Consider the following 17566-nt stretch of genomic DNA (forward strand, 5'->3'; position numbering starts at 1 on the left):
CAGACGGCCAGCAGGCACACAAAGCATTTCGGAAGTACTTTTTGGAAGAATTGAGCTAGGTGAGACCTGATCCCACTGGTCACCTGTGGTGGTTGCTTGTTCATTTTGGATCAACTGGTTTTAGCACCTTACCGAAAATTCAGGACGTTTTGAACCACGAAATACACGAAATACACGAAAAAAATCAAGCTCCCTGTATCGGGTTGCCAGACTGCTCATTTGGCGCTGACCGCCAGCCGGAATCCAAGATCCTCCTGCCGGGTTGTCGGCATGGTCCACGAACGAAGCGAATTCCGCGCGCCATTGGCCGGCGTCAGATAGCTGCCGCCGCGATACACTTTGCACTGACTATCTTTTGACTTAGGGCGGTATGGACTGCCTGGGTACGGAACAAAATCAGAACTGGTCCATTCACTGACATTTCCCGCCATCGCATACAGGCCAAAAGCACTGCAATCCGTCGTGTTATTTGGCGGCTGTAAAATTGATAACAGCGGAGGATAGGTGTTTGGGGCCGGATTGGTGTTGGCCCACTGTGATTGCCAGCGGTCACCCCAGGTAAAAATGGTACCTTTGGGACCGCGGGCCGCATGTTCCCACTCGGCTTCGGTTGGAAGTCGAAATGGAATTCCGTCACGGGTTGAGCGCCAGGAACAATAGGCAGTTGCATCCAGCCAGCTCACATTGGTAACGGGCAGGTCTTCGCTTTCTGGAGGAAACGTTCCTTTTGGCCAGTGTGGCGGAGGCGGATGACCGGTCAGGGTTATAAATTCCTGATACTCCTGATTGGTCACCTCAAACTTGCAGAGGTAAAAGGGGGATAGTTCAACTCGATGGGCGGGCAATTCATCAGGTTCAATCCGACAGCCTGGAAGCTTCTGACAATCACCAGGGTTTGCTCCAATCGAGACTTCCCCACCTGAAATAAAAACAAACCGGTCACCCAGGTCTTTTTTCAGAGTTGGAACGGGTTGAGCCACGGGAAGATGTCGAACCACCGCCGGGGCTACGTTGGATAGCAAACCCGGTTTCCAGGTTTGAACGCCAATTCCCAAAGCCACAAGGATCCCCCCGGCCAGTCCAGCATACATCCATTTCTGGAGAGGGCGTGGTTGGCGAAATGCAGCCTGCAAAGGAAGCGTCACCCGCCCGGAATCAGTCAAATTTGGGTGTGTTTCAACCATCGGGTGCGGTGTGGTATCCAGCAAATTGTGCCCCTGGGCCGCAGCTTGAAACGTAGCCACCAGAGTGTGGGCAACAGCGATCCGTTTCTGAGGTGATTTGGAAAGCAGTGCCTGGATGAGCGTGGCGACCGTGGCTGGAATTGTCGGAACGAGGTGGCGAACATCCGGCGGCTGCAGGTTAACGTGGCGATACATCACCGTCAGTGGTTTTTCAGATTCAAATGGCCGGGTACCAGTGAGCATCTCAAACAAAATCACGCCGAGCGAATACAGGTCAGAAGCTTCGTCCAGTTTATCTCCGGTGCACTGTTCCGGGGACATATAGGCCGGAGTCCCGCAAATTGAGCCTGGATCGGTCATGGTTTCAGCAAACGAGGCAGGTTTGGCAATTCCGAAATCGAGGATTTTGACAACCTCCTGGTCACCCTGGCGATGAAAGAAAATGTTGTCAGGCTTTAAATCGCGGTGAATCACACCATGCTGATGGACAATCTGGAGTGCGGCATAGACCTGATCAATCCACATCGCAATCTGGGCGACGGAAAACCGTTTGTGCCGGTTCAGCCGTTGCCTGAGCGACTCTCCATTGAGGTATTCCATCACCAGATAACAGCGGTTTTCTTCCACGCCGACGTCAAATACCCGCACCACATTGGGATGCTCAATGAGGGCGGTAATCCGGGCTTCCCGCTGAAATCGCTCAATCGCATCACGGCTTTGGATCAAGTGGGGCTTTAACACCTTAATGGCAAACAACGTCTCAAGCGTGAGGTGCCGGGCCAGATACACGGTCCCCATGCCTCCCTGACCAAGAACCCGAAGAATCACATATTTTCCGAGAAATGTGTCGTTTGGGGCAAAGCTGGCCGAGGGTTCGGGGTATAACGTCGGCAGATGATCGGCTGGCAACAGAGTTGAAGGTGGAAGATTGACCAGCGCAAACGACTCAAGAAACTGATCCAGTTTTGAATCCAACGTCAGGAATTGCTTCACTTCGGTCAAAAGTGATGGATCCTGCGCACAGACCCGTTGGAGAAACGAATTCCGCTGGGCTGGCTCATAATCCAAAGCCTGTTCGATAATGCCTTTAATGACCTGCCAATGTTCGGGAGTCAAAACCTGGCCTCCTGAAGTCAAAATTGACACCGAATCAGAAGGAGTTGGACTTCTTCCAGATTGAGTCAGATGCTTTTGAAGAGAGTAAAAACTTGAAGTTGAAGTCGTCCTGGATTGGAGACAACATTCAGGTGTGAATGCTCAAGGGCTACGAGCCGCAAAGCAGTTTTGGCTTTCTCAAATCTCACTTTGTTTTATTTTCTGGCCTTAAAACCAGTAACGTGAATACGTTATTCTCAGAAATAAAAAACCTGATCCTGGCTGAAAGTATCCTGTACCCAGGAAGAAACTTCAGCCTTGCCTTCACTTTCACAATCCACTATTTTTCAGCGTTTCGGGCTCAACCATTCACTTTCAACACTCCCACGCTGAGTGAATTCCAGTGATTGATCCAGGATCAAGAATCCGAATTTTCCAGCAACAGCCTGATTTTTTGAACCTGACCGAATATAACTCAAATGACCCACACCACTGACCCCAAGGAAATTACAGAATTACTGCTCAAAGCAACCAAAGGCAATCGCGAAGCGGCTGATCAATTGATTGATGCCGTGTATGACGAACTCCGTCAACGTGCCAGATACTATCTGAATCGTGAATTTCATCCAGACCATACCCTGCAGCCAACGGCACTTGTCCACGAAGCCTATCTCCGGCTGATCAAACAAGATCAGGTTGTCTGGCAAAACCGAACCCATTTTTTTGCCATGGCGTCTGAGATGATGCGACGCATTCTGGTTGATTATGCCCGCACCCAGCAGGCGGAAAAACGCGGAGGCGACGCCATCCGGCTCACACTGGATGCCGCTATGGATCTGGCAGTCCCCCAGCCTGACATCAACCTGATCTTGCTCGATGATGCCCTCAACGAACTGAGCGAGCTTGATCCACGCCAAACCAAACTGGTCGAACTTCGCTATTTTGGCGGCCTCTCGGTCGAAGAAACGGCTGAAGTCATGCAGCTTTCAGTCGCCACAGTGATGCGCGAATGGAAAATCACCAAAATGTGGTTGTATCGAAAGCTTGGGGCTGAAAAAACCAGGGCTGAAGACTCGCAAGCTCGGGGCTGAAAAAAACCAGGGCTGAAGACTTCGGGCTTGGGGCTGAAGAAAATGGGTTTAATACCCTGAGCCTGCTTTCTTCAGCCCGTCGTCTTCAGCCCCGAGTTTGCGAGTCTTCAGCCCGTTTTCTTCAGCCCGTTTTCTTCAGCCCGTTTTCTTCAGCCCAAGGATTTTTCAGCCAGGGACAAGGCATATTCCTCCAATTCCTCAATCGTCCCGTCGCTGGCGATCAGGTACGACTCGCCATCAGACACTTCAAAGAGCAAATTTTCCCCACAGGTTGTGAGAATCCGAAAAACCTTTTGATCATCATCAGTTTGGGCAATGTAGCGCGACCCTAAAACAGCGGCTTCTTTGCCGAGATGGATACGGTCATGCAGTTGCATGGAAATTCCTCACTTGACAGATTTCTACCTCAGGTGTATTACATCACTAGCACACCAGTACAGTAATACAGTAGTACAGTACCACTCTTTCATAAAACAGGTTTGAGAATTGCCGATGAGCACCGTTCAACTTCGCATCAAGATTGATCCAGCCCTGGCGCTTCCACTGTGGAAACAGGTGGAGCAGGGATTCCGCACCTTGATTTTGGATGGGGTGCTCCAGTCGGAGTCAATCCTTCCAGGTTCGGCAGAACTGGCCAAACAGCTTGGAATCAACCCGGCAGCAACCGCAAAAGCCTATCATAACTTGCTCGCTGCCGGTCTCCTGGAAAATCGGAGGTGGGGCGAAGTGACCGTGGTGGATTTTCAACAACTCCCGCTTTCAGACCATCGCCAGTTGCTGTTACGCGAAGGCGCCCGCGAGTTTGCCGTTGTTGCCTATCGCGAAAATTGCTCAGAAGCCGAAACCATCGCCTGTTTGAATGAAGAATTGAGAATGAAGGATGAAGAAAAACGCACCTTGATTGCGGCCAATGATTTTCTTCGCCCCTTTGAGCCAGTGAACAACCGGACCAAACACCATATCGAAAACCCTGAACCCTGAACCCCAGTTGCAGACCGTAAACAACCTGCCTCAATTCAACCACCGCTCCGCGGCGAAAACCCTGAACCCTGAACCCTAATCCCATGATTCAAACCATCCACATTGATCCAACCAATGCCACCCCAATCTGGAAGCAGATCGAAGAAAACGTTCGTCATCTGGTCGCTTCCGAAATTTTGCTGCCTGGGATGCCGATGCCATCAGTTCGGGATCTCTCGAAGGAACTGCGGGTGAATCCGGCGACGGTGGCCAAAGCCTATCAGCGGTTGACTGATGCCGGTGTCCTGATGGTCAAACGCGGTGAAGGCACGTTTGTCTCTGAATCACCACCCGTGATGCCAGACGAAAAGCGCAAAGATGTACTGCGCGAGAGTGCCCGGCGCTATGCGGCGATTGCCGCCACGATTGGCGCCACCCAGGAAGAAGCCATTGACGAACTCAAAAACGCCATGGCGCACACCCGCCTCCGCCAAAACGAACCTGATCAGGAACCCGAAGATCCAGCCTGGAGAGAATATGGAGCCCATCGCAACCTTTAAGCATGTGACCATGAAATATGGGTCCAAAGTCGCCTTGAACGACGTCAGTTTTGAGATCCCACGCGGCGCCGTCTATGCCTTGCTTGGGCGCAACGGCATGGGCAAATCGTCAGCCATTAAATGTATGCTCGGTCATCAAAAGCAAACCCAGGGGCAGATTTCTGTCTTTGGTATGGATAGCTGGAAACAACGCACCCGGATTTTGGAACGGGTCGGCGTCGTTCCTGAAGAGCCGGACGCCCCACCCGATATGACCCCGCTCCAACTGGCCAGGTTTTGTGCCGAACTCTATCCGACCTGGGACACAGCCGGCGTCGAAGCACGCTTTGCCAGATTTAAAATTGCCCCCAAAGCCCGCTTTAAGGATTTGTCCAAGGGCCAAAAAGCGCAGGTGATGATGTCGCTGGCGCTTGGGTCGCAACCGGAATTGATGGTGCTTGACGATCCGACTCTGGGGCTGGATGTGGTCGCCCGCAAGGAGTTTTTTGAAGAACTGATTTCCGAACTGGCTGACCGGGGGATCACGGTGTTGATCACGACCCACGATCTGGCTGGGATTGAACCGCTGGCCGATCACATCGGCATTTTGAAAGACGGGCGGCTGGCCATCAATGACACTGTCGAAAACCTGAAAGCCCGCTTCCGGCGCATTCACTGCACCCACCAGACGTCGCTGGCTGCCAATGGGTTGAGCGATGCGCTCGAACCGCTCCAATTGATTCGAACCAAACGCTTTGGCTGGGGCATGGAAGCCATTGTCGCCAAATTTGACCGTGCTGTGCTCGAACGCTTTTACCATTCCCAACTGACGCTCGTGCCCGAAGTCGTCCCCATGACGCTGGAAGAAATCTTTGCCGCCGTGGTCGAAACCGAAGAAGGAGTTGCCCAATGAAATACTTGAAAATGATCTATGCTGTTGCTCGCCGTGAAGTGATTGAACGCCGCACTATTTTTGCCCTGGCCCTGGTAGTCGGGCTGATGGCAATATCCTGGCCATTTGTGTTTGGATTTTTGAATGCCGAAAACTTAAGTTCGACCTGGCCTGACATGAGCGCTGTGAGTGGGTTGTTTCTGGGATTGTTCCTTAGTTTTGGGGTTGCATTTCTCAGCGGGGTTGGCCTGTTTGGTCGGGATCTGTCTGAAAAACGCATTGGGTTTTATTTTTCCCGCCCGATCCCGGCATTGGCTCTATGGACCGGCAAAATACTGGCCGGGTGGACGCTGATTATTGGATCATTTTTGGTAACACTGACGCCAACTTTTCTGGTCGGCGCCAATCCGCTCAAAGGTCTTTTGGAATTGTCCAATAATGGTCAAGGCATTCTATTACTTCTGCTTCCCTTGTTGCTGTTTGGGATTGGACTGATGGCCAGCATTGCGTTTCGTTCCCGTTCACGCTGGCTTGTTTTTGACCTGGTGGCAATTCCTCTCCTTCTGTTGCTATTGAGTGCCGGCCTGTTTCCGCTCTATCGAGTGTATGCTGAAGACTTAATGTTCAAGGCGCTGATTGGTTTTGGGTTAATTGCCGGAATCGGAATGCTCCTGGCTTCGGCGATCAGTACGATCCAGGGTCGAACCAGTTTGATTCAGACGCACCGGGTGATTTCACTCGCGCTCTGTACTGTGTTGTTGATTGGTGCCGGTTCAGTACAGGTCTATGCCCGATGGGCCCTGGCAGTCACTCCAGCCGATATCGAGTCGGTTATCTTTGGGCTTGTTATTCATCCAAACTGGGTTTTGGTGGGCGGCACTATTTCCAATCGTGAGCGATATTACCCAACTTTTCTCTATAACATTCCAACTGGCCAGATGACATCACTGGAAATTGGGCAGTATGATTTACCAACGATTGCCTGTTCGAAAGATGGTCAGCGTTGTGCCTGGATTGCCCCATCCCGAAAGCTTCCAATGTTTTCGGGCTCACAGCCAGAAACGGGAATGCTCACGATTCTTGATTCCACCACCAAAACCGTGAATCAGAAAATCCAATCGAACCTGGAGTTTTCAATTGGAACCAATCTCGTTTTCTCTCCAGATGGAAAATGGCTGGTGGCTGCCAGTCAGGAACGGGTTGAGTTCATTGATTTTCAAACTCGACGGATTACCAATCAGTTGACCGTTCCGTTTGAACTCCAAAAAGAAGGGTTTCTTCAAGTTAATAAAGCCATCTTTGTTTCACCTGAGGTTTTGCGGCTCTACCGGGCACACCCGAAAAAACAAGGGCATCAGATCCTGGAATTTAACCTCACCACTCGTGAATTCAAGGAAACCGGATTTCTGCTCAAAGATCTGCCTCAGGAAGTAAGCCTGCTCAATAGTTCATCAGTGAATGGGTTTGCCCGGTTCCCCCGGTTTTGTGACTCAATTGATCGTGCCTTTATTTCACTGCCAGCTCAACCCAACCCAGAATCCCCAGTATCGGTCGTTTCCAGCTCTTACAAAAATAAGTCTGAGGAAATTTATGCCACTCGGGTTTTTGACTCCCGAACGGGTCAGCATTTGTTTTCCTTACCTGCGGTGGATACTAATTTCTATGGGGTTTCAGCGCTGGCACTCTCTGACAAACGGACGGTGCAACTGGTTTGGAAAAAAGGGGTCATCCCAGTTACCCCGGAAGTTCCAACCGCGTTCCTGCAAGTCTTTTCAGCAGACGGCATCCTTGAGCGAACAATTTCGTTGGAAAAGGTGAATGAATTTCAAGGCCATTCCAGCTATGAGATTCATGGCGAAACATCAAGCGGAAAAGTACTTTTGCTTTCAACGACTAAAAGCCCTCAAAAACAGGACCTCACAAAGTTTTCCGTCATTGACTGTACCACTGGGGAAATTCAGGAGAAATCACGCTCTCACTCAAGTTTTCAGGGAATGATCTGGTGGTATCTCAAAGGCTCGGCAGAGGAGAACGAAACCAGGCTTTTTCTTGAACGACCAGGTCGAGGAAAACCGAAATCGCTGATTTATTTCAACCCGGAAACAGGCGAAAAGCGAACACTGATTGGCGCGAAAAACTGATCCTGAACCCTCAAATCACCCGGAAGGTGCCCGCCAATTTCATATTGGCAGGCATCTTCCGATTTTGCGCTGGTAATCCTTTTGGAGACAAACCGGCATGAAGCACGTGAAAATTATCCTCACTCTGGCCAATCGGCAACTGGTTGAGAATCGCGCCATCTTTGCACTGGCATTGATCTGTGGGCTGGCCACGCTGGCGCTTCCGTTTGTGATTGGGACTTCAACTAAAGCACCCGATCAAAGGGAATTTCTGGAGAATATTCGGGCTGGGGCCCAGTTGCTGGGAATGGTGGTGAGTTATGGCGTCGCCTTTTACACCGGGCTTTCCCTGTTTGGCCGTGAGCTTTCTGAAAAGCGAATGGGATTTTTCTTCTCACGTCCGATTTCAGCCACTGCACTCTGGATTGGGAAACTGCTTGGCGCGTGGCTGCTGATTGTCGGTTCGCTGTTGCTGGTGTGTTTGCCTGCAATCCTGATGGATGCCAATCCTTTTCTTCTGCGGGAAAAAGTTGGCTGGCCGGTGCTCACGTTCGGGGCAGGAGTACTGCCCTTCTTGTTTTGTCTGGGACTGACCACGAGCATTGCTTTCCGGTCGAAATCCTGGTGGCTGACAGTTGATCTGGTGTCTCTGATGATAACAACTCTGCTGGTCGGGCTCGGAGCTGACCGGTTAGTGCAGGAAGGCGCTCTACTGCCACTCATTTTTGGCGGTCTGTTTTTTTTCGTTGTGGCCATGACCGGCATGCTGGTGGCTTCCCGAATCAGCCTTGGCCAGGGCCGAACCAGCCTGCGGTCGGTGCATCGGGTGATGTCGCTGTGCCTCTGGTCAATTGTATTTCTCGGAGTCGGTCTCTTTGACGGCTACACCCGCTGGGTCATCAGTGTGACCCCAGATGATTTCACCCAACTCCGCAATGTCAGCCCGATTTCAAACGGCTGGTTTCTGATTGATGGACAGGTCCGCTACCGGCCCGATTATGTGCCAAAGCTATTACACAATCCGCTCACGGGTCAGTTCGTCAGGGTCGGGGATCTCGACACAGAGTACTCTTTCCCATCGGTTTCACCCAATGGTCAATATGCCACGTGGGTTCACATCCCCCGGTACCGAAAGCCGGAAGACTCAGGTGGGCCATACTCTGGAAATCTGATTTTGTGTCGTCTGGAAGGAGCAACTCCCAAACCCCAAACCACCAGTCTGGTCTATCCATCAAACACACACTTTGAATTTTCTCCAGATGGTGCATCAGTCGCCGCCATTACCCCAGATCGAGTTGAATTGATTTCCCTCCAGTCTCATCGAATCATCAACCAGTTTTCCATCCCCGGTGAATTACAGAAAGAGGGTGAGATGTTTCTTCGCAAAGCGGTCTTTCCCTCACCTGAAATTCTGAGATTGTACCGGTCAGCATACCGAAGTGATCGTTGCCAGATGGTTGAGGTCAACCTGAACACCAAAGCAATAACCCAAACGGGATGGTTGGAAGAAATTGGATATGAAGAACAGCTTATCTATTGCCCGGTGACTGATCGAATTTCTTACTATTCGTCATTTTCTCAGGATGAATATCACATTGCAGATGGGCGAACCGGGAAACGGATTTTTTCACTTCGAACTGTTGACCAGGATTCTGGCCCAGAACCCTGGGTTGTTGTACTTTCAGATGGACGATATGCTCAGTTGATCCCTGAAGAGGTAAAAGTTCCCGCCACCGAACCAGTTCATCTTATTCCTTTTTGGCCGATAGATGGACTAAACTTTCTGGCAATGAAAAAGATACCGACTCCGAATCATAAAGGGCCTTATCAGATACCGGTTTATACTTCCAATATCAGATTCAAACTCCTCACTTCAGATGGAAAAGAAGACCAATCCATTCTGTTAAAGCTTGATTCACTTCCATCAGCTTTCAATTCGCTCTATTTTTGTGGCGAAGTATCACCAGGAAAAGTACTGATGCTTATCAATTCATATGAATCGCTTGAAAAAACAGTTTCCCAATTGTTTTTGATAGATTCTGTTACTGGTGAAGTTAATCGGAAAACTATATTTAATGAAGCGCGACAAATAGCTCCGCTTGAGGGAAAAGAAGCCCTCATCACAGGCATTCCTGCCTCTGTGATGAGAGAGTATTTTTATCGAGATGAGTTTTCAGTTTCCCAAATTTCTTATTCTTATATTGACCCAGCCACCGCAAATCGCCGGCAACTTTATGTCCTCAACTCTTCCAGGTTTATTTACGACTGAGCGATTGACTACACCATATCGTGTAGTCCCTTCCGCAGATCGTTTTGTTTGATCGCTCGACTTCCTGCATCCACCTTGTGTTCAGCCAGGGGTTGGATTTTCCCAAGTCACGTCATTCCTGCCTTTATAAGACCAATTTGCAATGAAATCTCCGTATTAGAAAACGGCCAAGTGATTCAATCAAATAATGTTAGTGAACTACTGACTACTGACTACTGACTACAAACTGGTATACGCAATTGACCTGACTCCCCTTTCCAACCCGGAATTTCATCTGATCTGAATAGCCTGCTGGCACGAAAATTGTTCGCTTTTTCAGATGCTTCGCGTCACAATGGTTCGCACTCACAATTTCGCCGAAGCACATTCTCTCAATCCACTTGATCAAATTTGTCAGAACCGACTCTCCAATGTCATTCAACCGCTCAGAGTGACGTGAGGTGGTTCCTTCCAGGAAGAAAGGTAGGGTCGAAGCTTATGAAATCAATAGCTCGACTATTTCAGATTACGATACTGGCCTGTTTCATCTGTGGCGCCTCGATGGCCGCCACGGCCCAAAGCCGGGATACCTATGTGATTTCCGCCCGGGCTGGACTGGTAAACCTGGTATCCGGAACAGTTACCTACCAGCACGCTGGTGAAATGCGCTGGCGCTCGATGGCATCCGTTGAAGAACTCGGACCCGGTGACCGGGTGCGAACTTCGGCGGGTGGGCGGGTTGAAATCCTGCTCAACCCCGGCTCCTATTTGCGCCTGAATGAAAATTCCGAATTTGAATTAACCAATCCTTCATTTGACGACCTTCAAATTTCACTGCTCAGCGGAAATGCGATCATCGAAATGACCGGCACCGATGGCAGCGAAGTCTTTATGAAAGTCCTCACGCCCAAACAAACCTTTTCCATCATTGATGATGGCCTCTATCGGGTCAATGTGCTCCCGGATGGAATCAGTGAACTCCTGATCCGGAAAGGCAAAGCTGCTCTGGCCAGTGATCCATCGAAAAAAATCAAAGATGGACGAAAAATCATTGCCAGCGCCGCTGAACCAACTATTGAAAAATTCGATAAGAAAAAAGATCAGGACATGTTTGATATGTGGAGCGGCCAGCGAGCTGAACTCCTGGCCACGGCCAATTCCCGCCTGACCGACAATCGGATACTGACCGGAATCAATGCCTATCAGGCAGCCGGAAACTATGGATTCGGGTATCGCCCGTTTTATGGCCTCTGGCTCTATGACCCATTCCTGAGCGGCTATTCGTTCTTCCCGTTTTACAGTAGCTGGTTCTCACCCTATGGGTTTAACTACTCGATCTGCTACGGCCTGCCGTGGTGGTACTATCGGCCATTGCCATACGGATATTTTCCAAATGGATATGGCGGAACTGGTGCGGGCACTGGAACCGGCACTGGCACTGGCACTGGCGGAACATCAGCCGGGAACGACTCGAAGTTTACCGTTGCACCACCGGTTCGCATCCGGCCAACCCTGACTGGGGGAACCCCAGGTGTCACAACCACCAAAAACAACAAAACGACCCTGCCGACCAGTGCGGGACAAACCCTGCCGACCGTGAGTGGGAGTGCAGCTTCAACAACATCAATCCGACCAACATCGGATAAAAAACCACGTGAATTTCCAACACCAGCCCAGGCAATCTCGATTCGTTCAACGTTGGACAGCATGGCCAATTCTGAACGGGGATATACTGGCGGTGGCTATACCGGATCTTCGGCAACCTCAACTGGCAGAGGCGGTGGCGGTGCCGGTCGTGTAACAGCCGCTCCTTCAGCCGGCAGCACCCCTCGCCCAACCAACACCACCCTGAGTCCAGGGCGGACACGCAACAATTAAACCAATTTGGGCTGAGGGTATCGGGCTAAGGGCTGAGGGAAATACATTTTTATCAGTCACTTAGCTCCTCAGAAATGCGAGCATTTGATTCCAAAATGGGATAAGAGCGAACTCAGAACTCGCTCAACAGAAAAAAGGTGATGGAAGTAATTTCCATCACCTTTTCTTTTTGGCCTGGCAAGCGGTGATTTACCGCTCGCGACTCACCCTTCTACCAATTTGGAATGAGCCTATCGCATTTTTGAGAAGCTAAGTGACTGATATGAATGTATTACCCTCAGCCCCTAGCCCGATACCCTCAGCCCCAAATAGTATAACTACTCGCTACTCGCTACTCGCTCTTAGATATCAAAGTACATCTGAAATTCGAGTGGGTGTGGCCGCATGCGCATCACATCCACTTCGCGCTTGCGCTTGTAAGAAATGTGACGTTCGATGAGTTGTTCGGTAAAGACATCGCCCTTGAGCAGGAACTCATAATCTTTTTCAAGCGCATTGAGTGATTCTTCAAGCGACCCCGGCAAGCTGGCCACTTTCTTCAACTCTTCCGGCTCCAGATCATAAATATCCTTATCAAGCGGATCTCCGGGATCAATTTTGTTCTGAATTCCATCCAGACCAGCCATCAACAAAGCGGCAAAGGTCAGGTAGGGATTGCAGCTTGGATCCGGCGGTCGGAATTCCAGCCGCTTTTGTTTTGGATTGGATGAAAACATCGGAATCCGAATCGCCGCCGAACGGTTGCGGGCTGAGTACGCCAGGTTGACCGGGGCTTCAAAGCCAGGCACCAACCGTTTGTAGCTATTGGTCGTTGGCGCGGCAAAGGCAATGATTGCTGGGGCGTGTTTGAGCAGACCGCCAATGTAATAGAGCGCCATTTCCGACAATCCGGCGTAGTTGTCCCCCGCAAAAAGTGGTTTCCCATCTTTCCAGAGCGACTGGTGGCAGTGCATCCCCGAGCCATTATCGCCAAACAGCGGTTTGGGCATAAAGGTTGCCGCTTTCCCATACTGATAGGCCGTGTTGCGGACAATGTACTTAAAGAGGAGCACGTTATCAGCCGTGCCCAGCAGGGTTGAAAACCGGAAATCAATTTCGCACTGGCCGCCGGTCGCGACTTCGTGGTGATGGCATTCCGGATGAATCCCAATTGATTCCAGGTTGATCATAATTTCCGAGCGCAGGTCATGGAGCGAATCCATCGGCGGCACTGGAACATAGCCTTCCTTGGTCCGAATCCGAAAGCCCAGATTGTCAGCCTTTCGGCCACTGTTCCAGTTGCCTTCGACTGAATCAAACTCATACATGGCGCAATTGGGATCATTTTTGTACCGGACGCTGTCAAAGACAAAAAATTCAGCTTCCGGGCCAAAATACGCCGTATCCGCCAGACCAGTAAATTTCAAATAGCTCTCCGCCCGTTTGGCAACTGAGCGGGGATCAAGCGGATAGCCTTCCTTGGTGATTGGATCAACCACATCCGCAAACAGGCACAGGGTATCTTCTTCGAAGAATGGATCCACCCAGAAGCGGGTCGGATCCGGAATCAAGAGCATGTCGCTTTCATTGATCGCCGCCCATCCGCGCAAGCTCGATGCGTCGAAGCCAAAGCCATTTTCAAAGGTGTCTTCGTGCAATTCGCTGATGGGAAACGTCAGATGCTGCCAGCTTCCTGGCAGATCGGTAAAGCGGACATCAACAAACTTGATTTGTTTGTCAACAGCATATTGAAGGACAGTTTTTGGGTCCATTTTTCCTCTCTTCACAATCTCAATAAAGATGGTCGCTAAGCGCCAGCCTCGGGTACTGAAAAAAGACACACACCTGCGACGCGCCCTTTGTCTGTCACAAGACAAGCCAAAAGCTCAATTGCAGGTGGAGATGTGTCCATTTTGGATCGAAGTGCCGAGGGGGACAGCCGCGAAAACTTGGATAGGCCGTTTGTTGCTTTACTTTGCGATTCTGCCTGAAGCAGCCACAACCCACCGGGAGACAAAGACTTACGGGAGTTTGACGAATCGTGGAGGGTGTGAACGTAAAGTAAAGGGCCGGCACATGATGTTCACTGGGGATGATACTGTCAAGACGACTTTAAGAGGTCGCGTGTTGGAGAGCGGTTGACGGTCATCAAATTTGCGATGGGGCGACACCTCAAACAGCACAAACTCAATCAACACCCACCCAAGCTCACCATCATTGGTGAGTGCTGGCGTGACCCCCTTACCCCATAAGCGCCAGGATAAGGGTTTGAAGGCCCGAAGGGTCGTCGTTTAATAGCCGGGGTGCGAAGCCCACGGTCCCGGCCAGGACGGGATCCAGGCCCTACCAGAGCGTCATTCAATGCCAACACAGGGGTTCTTATCCTGGCGCTTCTGCCCCCTTAACCCGAGGTATTCGATACGTCTTCCCCGGCGTAGCCTTGAGTTGCGAGTCGCACCCCAGATTGGGCGTAGGCTTCCGCCGGCATATCTTCCACCCCGGTGGCATCAATCCAGGTGTTGTAAAACTGAAACAGCGCACACACCGTGATCGCGTCGTAGATGGCTTCCTCTGACCAACCGGCGGCTTTCACCCGATCAATATCCGATTGATTGACCTGATTTGACCGCAACGTCACCTTTTCAATCAGGCCGAAGAGTACTTTCTCAGCTTCTGACAGCGAAGAGGTCCAGTAATTTTCCAAAACTTGTTGAACTCGTGCGCGGTCCCCGAGCACGGCTGCCGTGGCAGCGTGTGAGCCGACTCAGAAAGGGCACTGATTGAGCTTTGAAGTGAAGGCCGCGATCAGTTCGCGTTGTTCAATCGTGAGCGGCGATGGTCCACGCATCACCGCCTGAGTAAACAGATTGAGGTACTTGTTGCGTTCCGGCTTAAACGCCAGCAAGTGCAAAATTTGTGGAATCGGAAGCCCGGCGGCCTTCAATTGCCGAAGGCCCTCACCAGCTTCTCCTGGTGGATGGTGATGCTCGATTTCCGAGAGAAACATAAATTGTGAAGGTGTTCCTTTCAACACAATGGTTATTCGCTGGCGCGTGGCGGCCCCAGATCAAGGAAGGTGGTCAATGTCCGCCCATCAATGACCACGACATCAAATTGCCCAAACTCACTCCCGCCGAGGTCATCAATGACAATCCGAGTCTCACCCACGTCACTCGAAAGTTCATAAGGAATCACCGTCGTTGGAGTCTCGCCGCCTTCGCCGTAGAGCAACAGCATTCTGGATAACGGCACATCAAGTTGACTGACCGTAATGGCCAGCACGGTGCCCCCGATTTGACTTTGTGGACCGATGCCACGACCGACGGTGTTTTCCGGGAGGAGAATTTCACGGTACAGTGAATAGCTGCCGGTGCCATCACCTGAATAAATCCGCACCCGATCTTCAGCCAGGACCGCCACATCATCATTTCGACCACTGCCGAACGTGCCAATCGTCACCTCCACCGTGCCGACCGTGGCTGCACCGTTTCGAATGATGACTGATGATTCAACCGGAGCCCCAAACGTCGTGGTGCCGGTGCGTGGAAACACAATCAGACGCGTGTCGGTGGATGAAATTTCCTCAATCCCAACGATATCCGCCAGTTGGTCGCCGGTTACATCCTGGACCAGGAGCGAGCGGATTGGGATTTCAGGCGTAGTCGGCAGCCCAATTGGTGCCGAGAACTGGTCGGGCGCTCCCTCGTTGACCCGAACGGTAAGGCTGGTGCCTCCGGTCAGGGCGGCAAAAGCCACCACCGGACGACGGCTCAGGAAATCCGGTGAATCAAACCCGGTGACGATGAGTTCGCTCTCGCGGTCAAGTCCGGTTTCCAATGGCATCGAACTCAGGATACCTCCCGCTCCATCGGTCAGCACGATGGTTGCCGTTCCCGGCGTTCCAACTGGTTGGGCCAGGATGTCCACGCCGCCAACCGAATCCAACCGGAAACTGGTTCCAGCTCGAACCGTGGAAAACGGCAGGGTCAGCGTCGAACCCGGCGTCAGGTTGCCCGTTCCGTCCGACTGATACACCGCCGCCGGCTGGTCGGCAAACCCGATGAACACATCCGCCAGGTTATCACCACTATGGTCGCCGGAACCAAGGCCCGAAATCAGGCTTGGGAGCAACGCGGACCTGATGACTGCGGCTTGGATCGTTCCAAGCTCCGTGGTTCCGCCTCGGACTGCGACAACCTGAGCCGAACGGCCACGGCGACCTGTTGCCGGGTCATTGATTGTGGCTGAAAGTTTCACGCCAAATGGAAGTGTGGACACATTTTCAAATCGGAATTGACCGCTGGCATCGGTGACCGCCATCAGGTTCAATCCATCCAGAACCACCGGAACATTTGAAACTGGGGTGCTGTGCACATCGGTCACCATCCCAATGACGGTTGTGAGCGGATCAGTTTCCACCACTTGAACCGAAACTGGTGTTGCCCGACCATGATTTCCACCATCATCAACTGCGCTGGCTTCAATTTGGATCATCGCTTCGGTTTGCGGAACTTGATAGGTTACGCTGTACGGAGGCGTCGTCAGTACGCCGATGACCTGACCGTTGGCTTGAATTTCAACCCGTGTGATTTGACGCCCGGACAAACAAAGTTGACTCGCCTACTTGTTCACCCAGTTCATTGGCAATTCTGACTGAAATTTCAACCCCCAGTGGAATTGTCCCAACACCTGGGATTGAGAACCCCCCCTGGGTGTCAGTGACGGCTGAACGAGGTGTGCCAGTAACGGTAACTGTTGCATTCACAATTGGATAGCCTTGAGAATCAACCACCTGGCCAATGACTGTCGTCAATGGATCTTCAATCACTGAACCCACCACTGGAGTCGCATCGCCACGATTCGCGGCATAATCAAACGCGGTGGCTTCAAAGGTGATTGAATGAGAATGTGCGGGAACCGTGTAAGAAACCTGATAGGGAGGTTTGGTCAGGCTGGCAATGGTGATGCCGTTGGCTTTGAGGTCAACCTGGGCCACCCCAACATCATCCTGGGCCATGGCTTTCACCAGGATTTGGTCACCCTGGACCAGTTCTTCTCCGTCCGCCGGAGAGGCAAGCGTCAATGTTGGCGCAATCCCAGCCAGATCAGCCGGTTGCCGGTATTGGGCAATCACCAGTGCGGAGTCTCCAGTGCTGCCATGCTCAAGTCCTTCAACTGAGTTGACGGTCTCGAAAATCAACTCATCCGTGGTGGCAATCCCCGTGCCTTCCCGATACGTTGAGCTGACCACAATCGCACCGATATACAGCGGCGCAGCGCCAGCCGGAAGTGAGAACAATGGAACCGCCGCCACGCCTGTCCCCTGTGCCGCGGCCATTCCGATCTGGTCGCGAACCTCAAAATCAGTCCCAAAAAACCCGGCGGTATCAGTCCCAATGATGTGCGGGGTATCCGGGTTTGAGATATCAATCGCATATAACCCGGGAGGAAAACCAGCCACGGTATGGTCACGGGTGACGACATAGGCCCGAGATTGAACCAGGGTTACATCTCGCGGGTTGAAAAGCCTCTGATTGACGGGTGCCAGCGTTCCACGGGCTTGAGGAACGGCGGGATTGG

General features: G+C 51.6%; 14 protein-coding genes. 7 read left to right on the forward strand and 7 right to left on the reverse strand.

The window, feature by feature from the left end:
- Positions 1-215: 215 nt before the first annotated feature.
- Entirely contained in the window at positions 216-2300 is a 2085-nt protein-coding gene (locus HY774_28965) for an SUMF1/EgtB/PvdO family nonheme iron enzyme (protein ID MBI4752543.1), read from the reverse strand.
- A 458-nt stretch (positions 2301-2758) separates the two neighbouring features.
- On the opposite strand from HY774_28965, the gene HY774_28970 reads away from it, so the two are divergent.
- Entirely contained in the window at positions 2759-3370 is a 612-nt protein-coding gene (locus HY774_28970; protein MBI4752544.1) for a sigma-70 family RNA polymerase sigma factor, read from the forward strand.
- A gap of 149 nt (positions 3371-3519) precedes the next feature.
- Here HY774_28970 and HY774_28975 read toward each other — a convergent pair whose 3' ends face one another.
- Positions 3520-3747, reverse strand: a complete 228-nt coding sequence (locus HY774_28975; protein ID MBI4752545.1) for a hypothetical protein — start codon at positions 3745-3747, stop codon at positions 3520-3522.
- 115 nt (positions 3748-3862) lie between these two features.
- Between HY774_28975 and HY774_28980 the strand changes: the two genes are divergently transcribed.
- The 6 genes from HY774_28980 to HY774_29005 all read left to right on the forward strand — a co-directional run bounded on the left by HY774_28980 (position 3863) and on the right by HY774_29005 (position 12007).
- On the forward strand, positions 3863-4351 hold the full coding sequence (locus tag HY774_28980) for a GntR family transcriptional regulator (protein MBI4752546.1): 489 nt from the start codon (positions 3863-3865) through the stop codon (positions 4349-4351).
- 83 nt (positions 4352-4434) lie between these two features.
- The gene (locus tag HY774_28985; GenBank protein ID MBI4752547.1) at positions 4435-4890 is read left to right on the forward strand and encodes a GntR family transcriptional regulator; all 456 of its coding nucleotides are present in this window, start codon (positions 4435-4437) and stop codon (positions 4888-4890) included.
- Positions 4868-5782 (forward strand): ABC transporter ATP-binding protein, encoded by a 915-nt coding sequence (locus HY774_28990; protein ID MBI4752548.1) that lies wholly within the window; start codon positions 4868-4870, stop codon positions 5780-5782. Before HY774_28985 ends, HY774_28990 begins: the two co-directional genes overlap by 23 nt.
- Positions 5779-7902, forward strand: a complete 2124-nt coding sequence (locus HY774_28995) for a hypothetical protein (GenBank protein ID MBI4752549.1) — start codon at positions 5779-5781, stop codon at positions 7900-7902. The genes HY774_28990 and HY774_28995 overlap by 4 nt, the downstream gene beginning before the upstream one ends.
- Positions 7903-7999: 97 nt before the next feature.
- A complete protein-coding gene (locus tag HY774_29000; protein MBI4752550.1) occupies positions 8000-10150 on the forward strand; it encodes a hypothetical protein in 2151 nt (716 codons plus the stop codon).
- Positions 10151-10627: 477 nt separating this feature from the next.
- Positions 10628-12007 (forward strand): FecR domain-containing protein, encoded by a 1380-nt coding sequence (locus tag HY774_29005; protein MBI4752551.1) that lies wholly within the window; start codon positions 10628-10630, stop codon positions 12005-12007.
- A 341-nt stretch (positions 12008-12348) separates the two neighbouring features.
- On the opposite strand, the gene glnA is transcribed toward HY774_29005, so the two are convergent.
- From glnA to HY774_29030, 5 genes are all read right to left on the reverse strand, one after another.
- Positions 12349-13758, reverse strand: a complete 1410-nt coding sequence (glnA, locus tag HY774_29010) for a type I glutamate--ammonia ligase (protein ID MBI4752552.1) — start codon at positions 13756-13758, stop codon at positions 12349-12351.
- Positions 13759-14387: 629 nt separating this feature from the next.
- A complete protein-coding gene (locus HY774_29015; protein MBI4752553.1) occupies positions 14388-14723 on the reverse strand; it encodes a peroxidase in 336 nt (111 codons plus the stop codon).
- Between the two features lie 27 nt (positions 14724-14750).
- On the reverse strand, positions 14751-14993 hold the full coding sequence (locus HY774_29020; GenBank protein ID MBI4752554.1) for a peroxidase: 243 nt from the start codon (positions 14991-14993) through the stop codon (positions 14751-14753).
- A 32-nt stretch (positions 14994-15025) separates the two neighbouring features.
- Positions 15026-16591 carry a hypothetical protein gene (locus HY774_29025; protein MBI4752555.1) on the reverse strand — a complete coding sequence of 522 codons (1566 nt, stop codon included), beginning with the start codon at positions 16589-16591 and terminating at the stop codon, positions 15026-15028.
- Positions 16563-17566 (reverse strand): carboxypeptidase regulatory-like domain-containing protein (locus tag HY774_29030; GenBank protein ID MBI4752556.1); only part of this gene is annotated, 1004 nt, incomplete at its 5' end. The genes HY774_29030 and HY774_29025, both read right to left, overlap by 29 nt.

The sequence above is a fragment of the Acidobacteriota bacterium genome (genome assembly GCA_016208495.1).
Lineage (GTDB): Bacteria > Acidobacteriota > Blastocatellia > Chloracidobacteriales > Chloracidobacteriaceae > JACQXX01.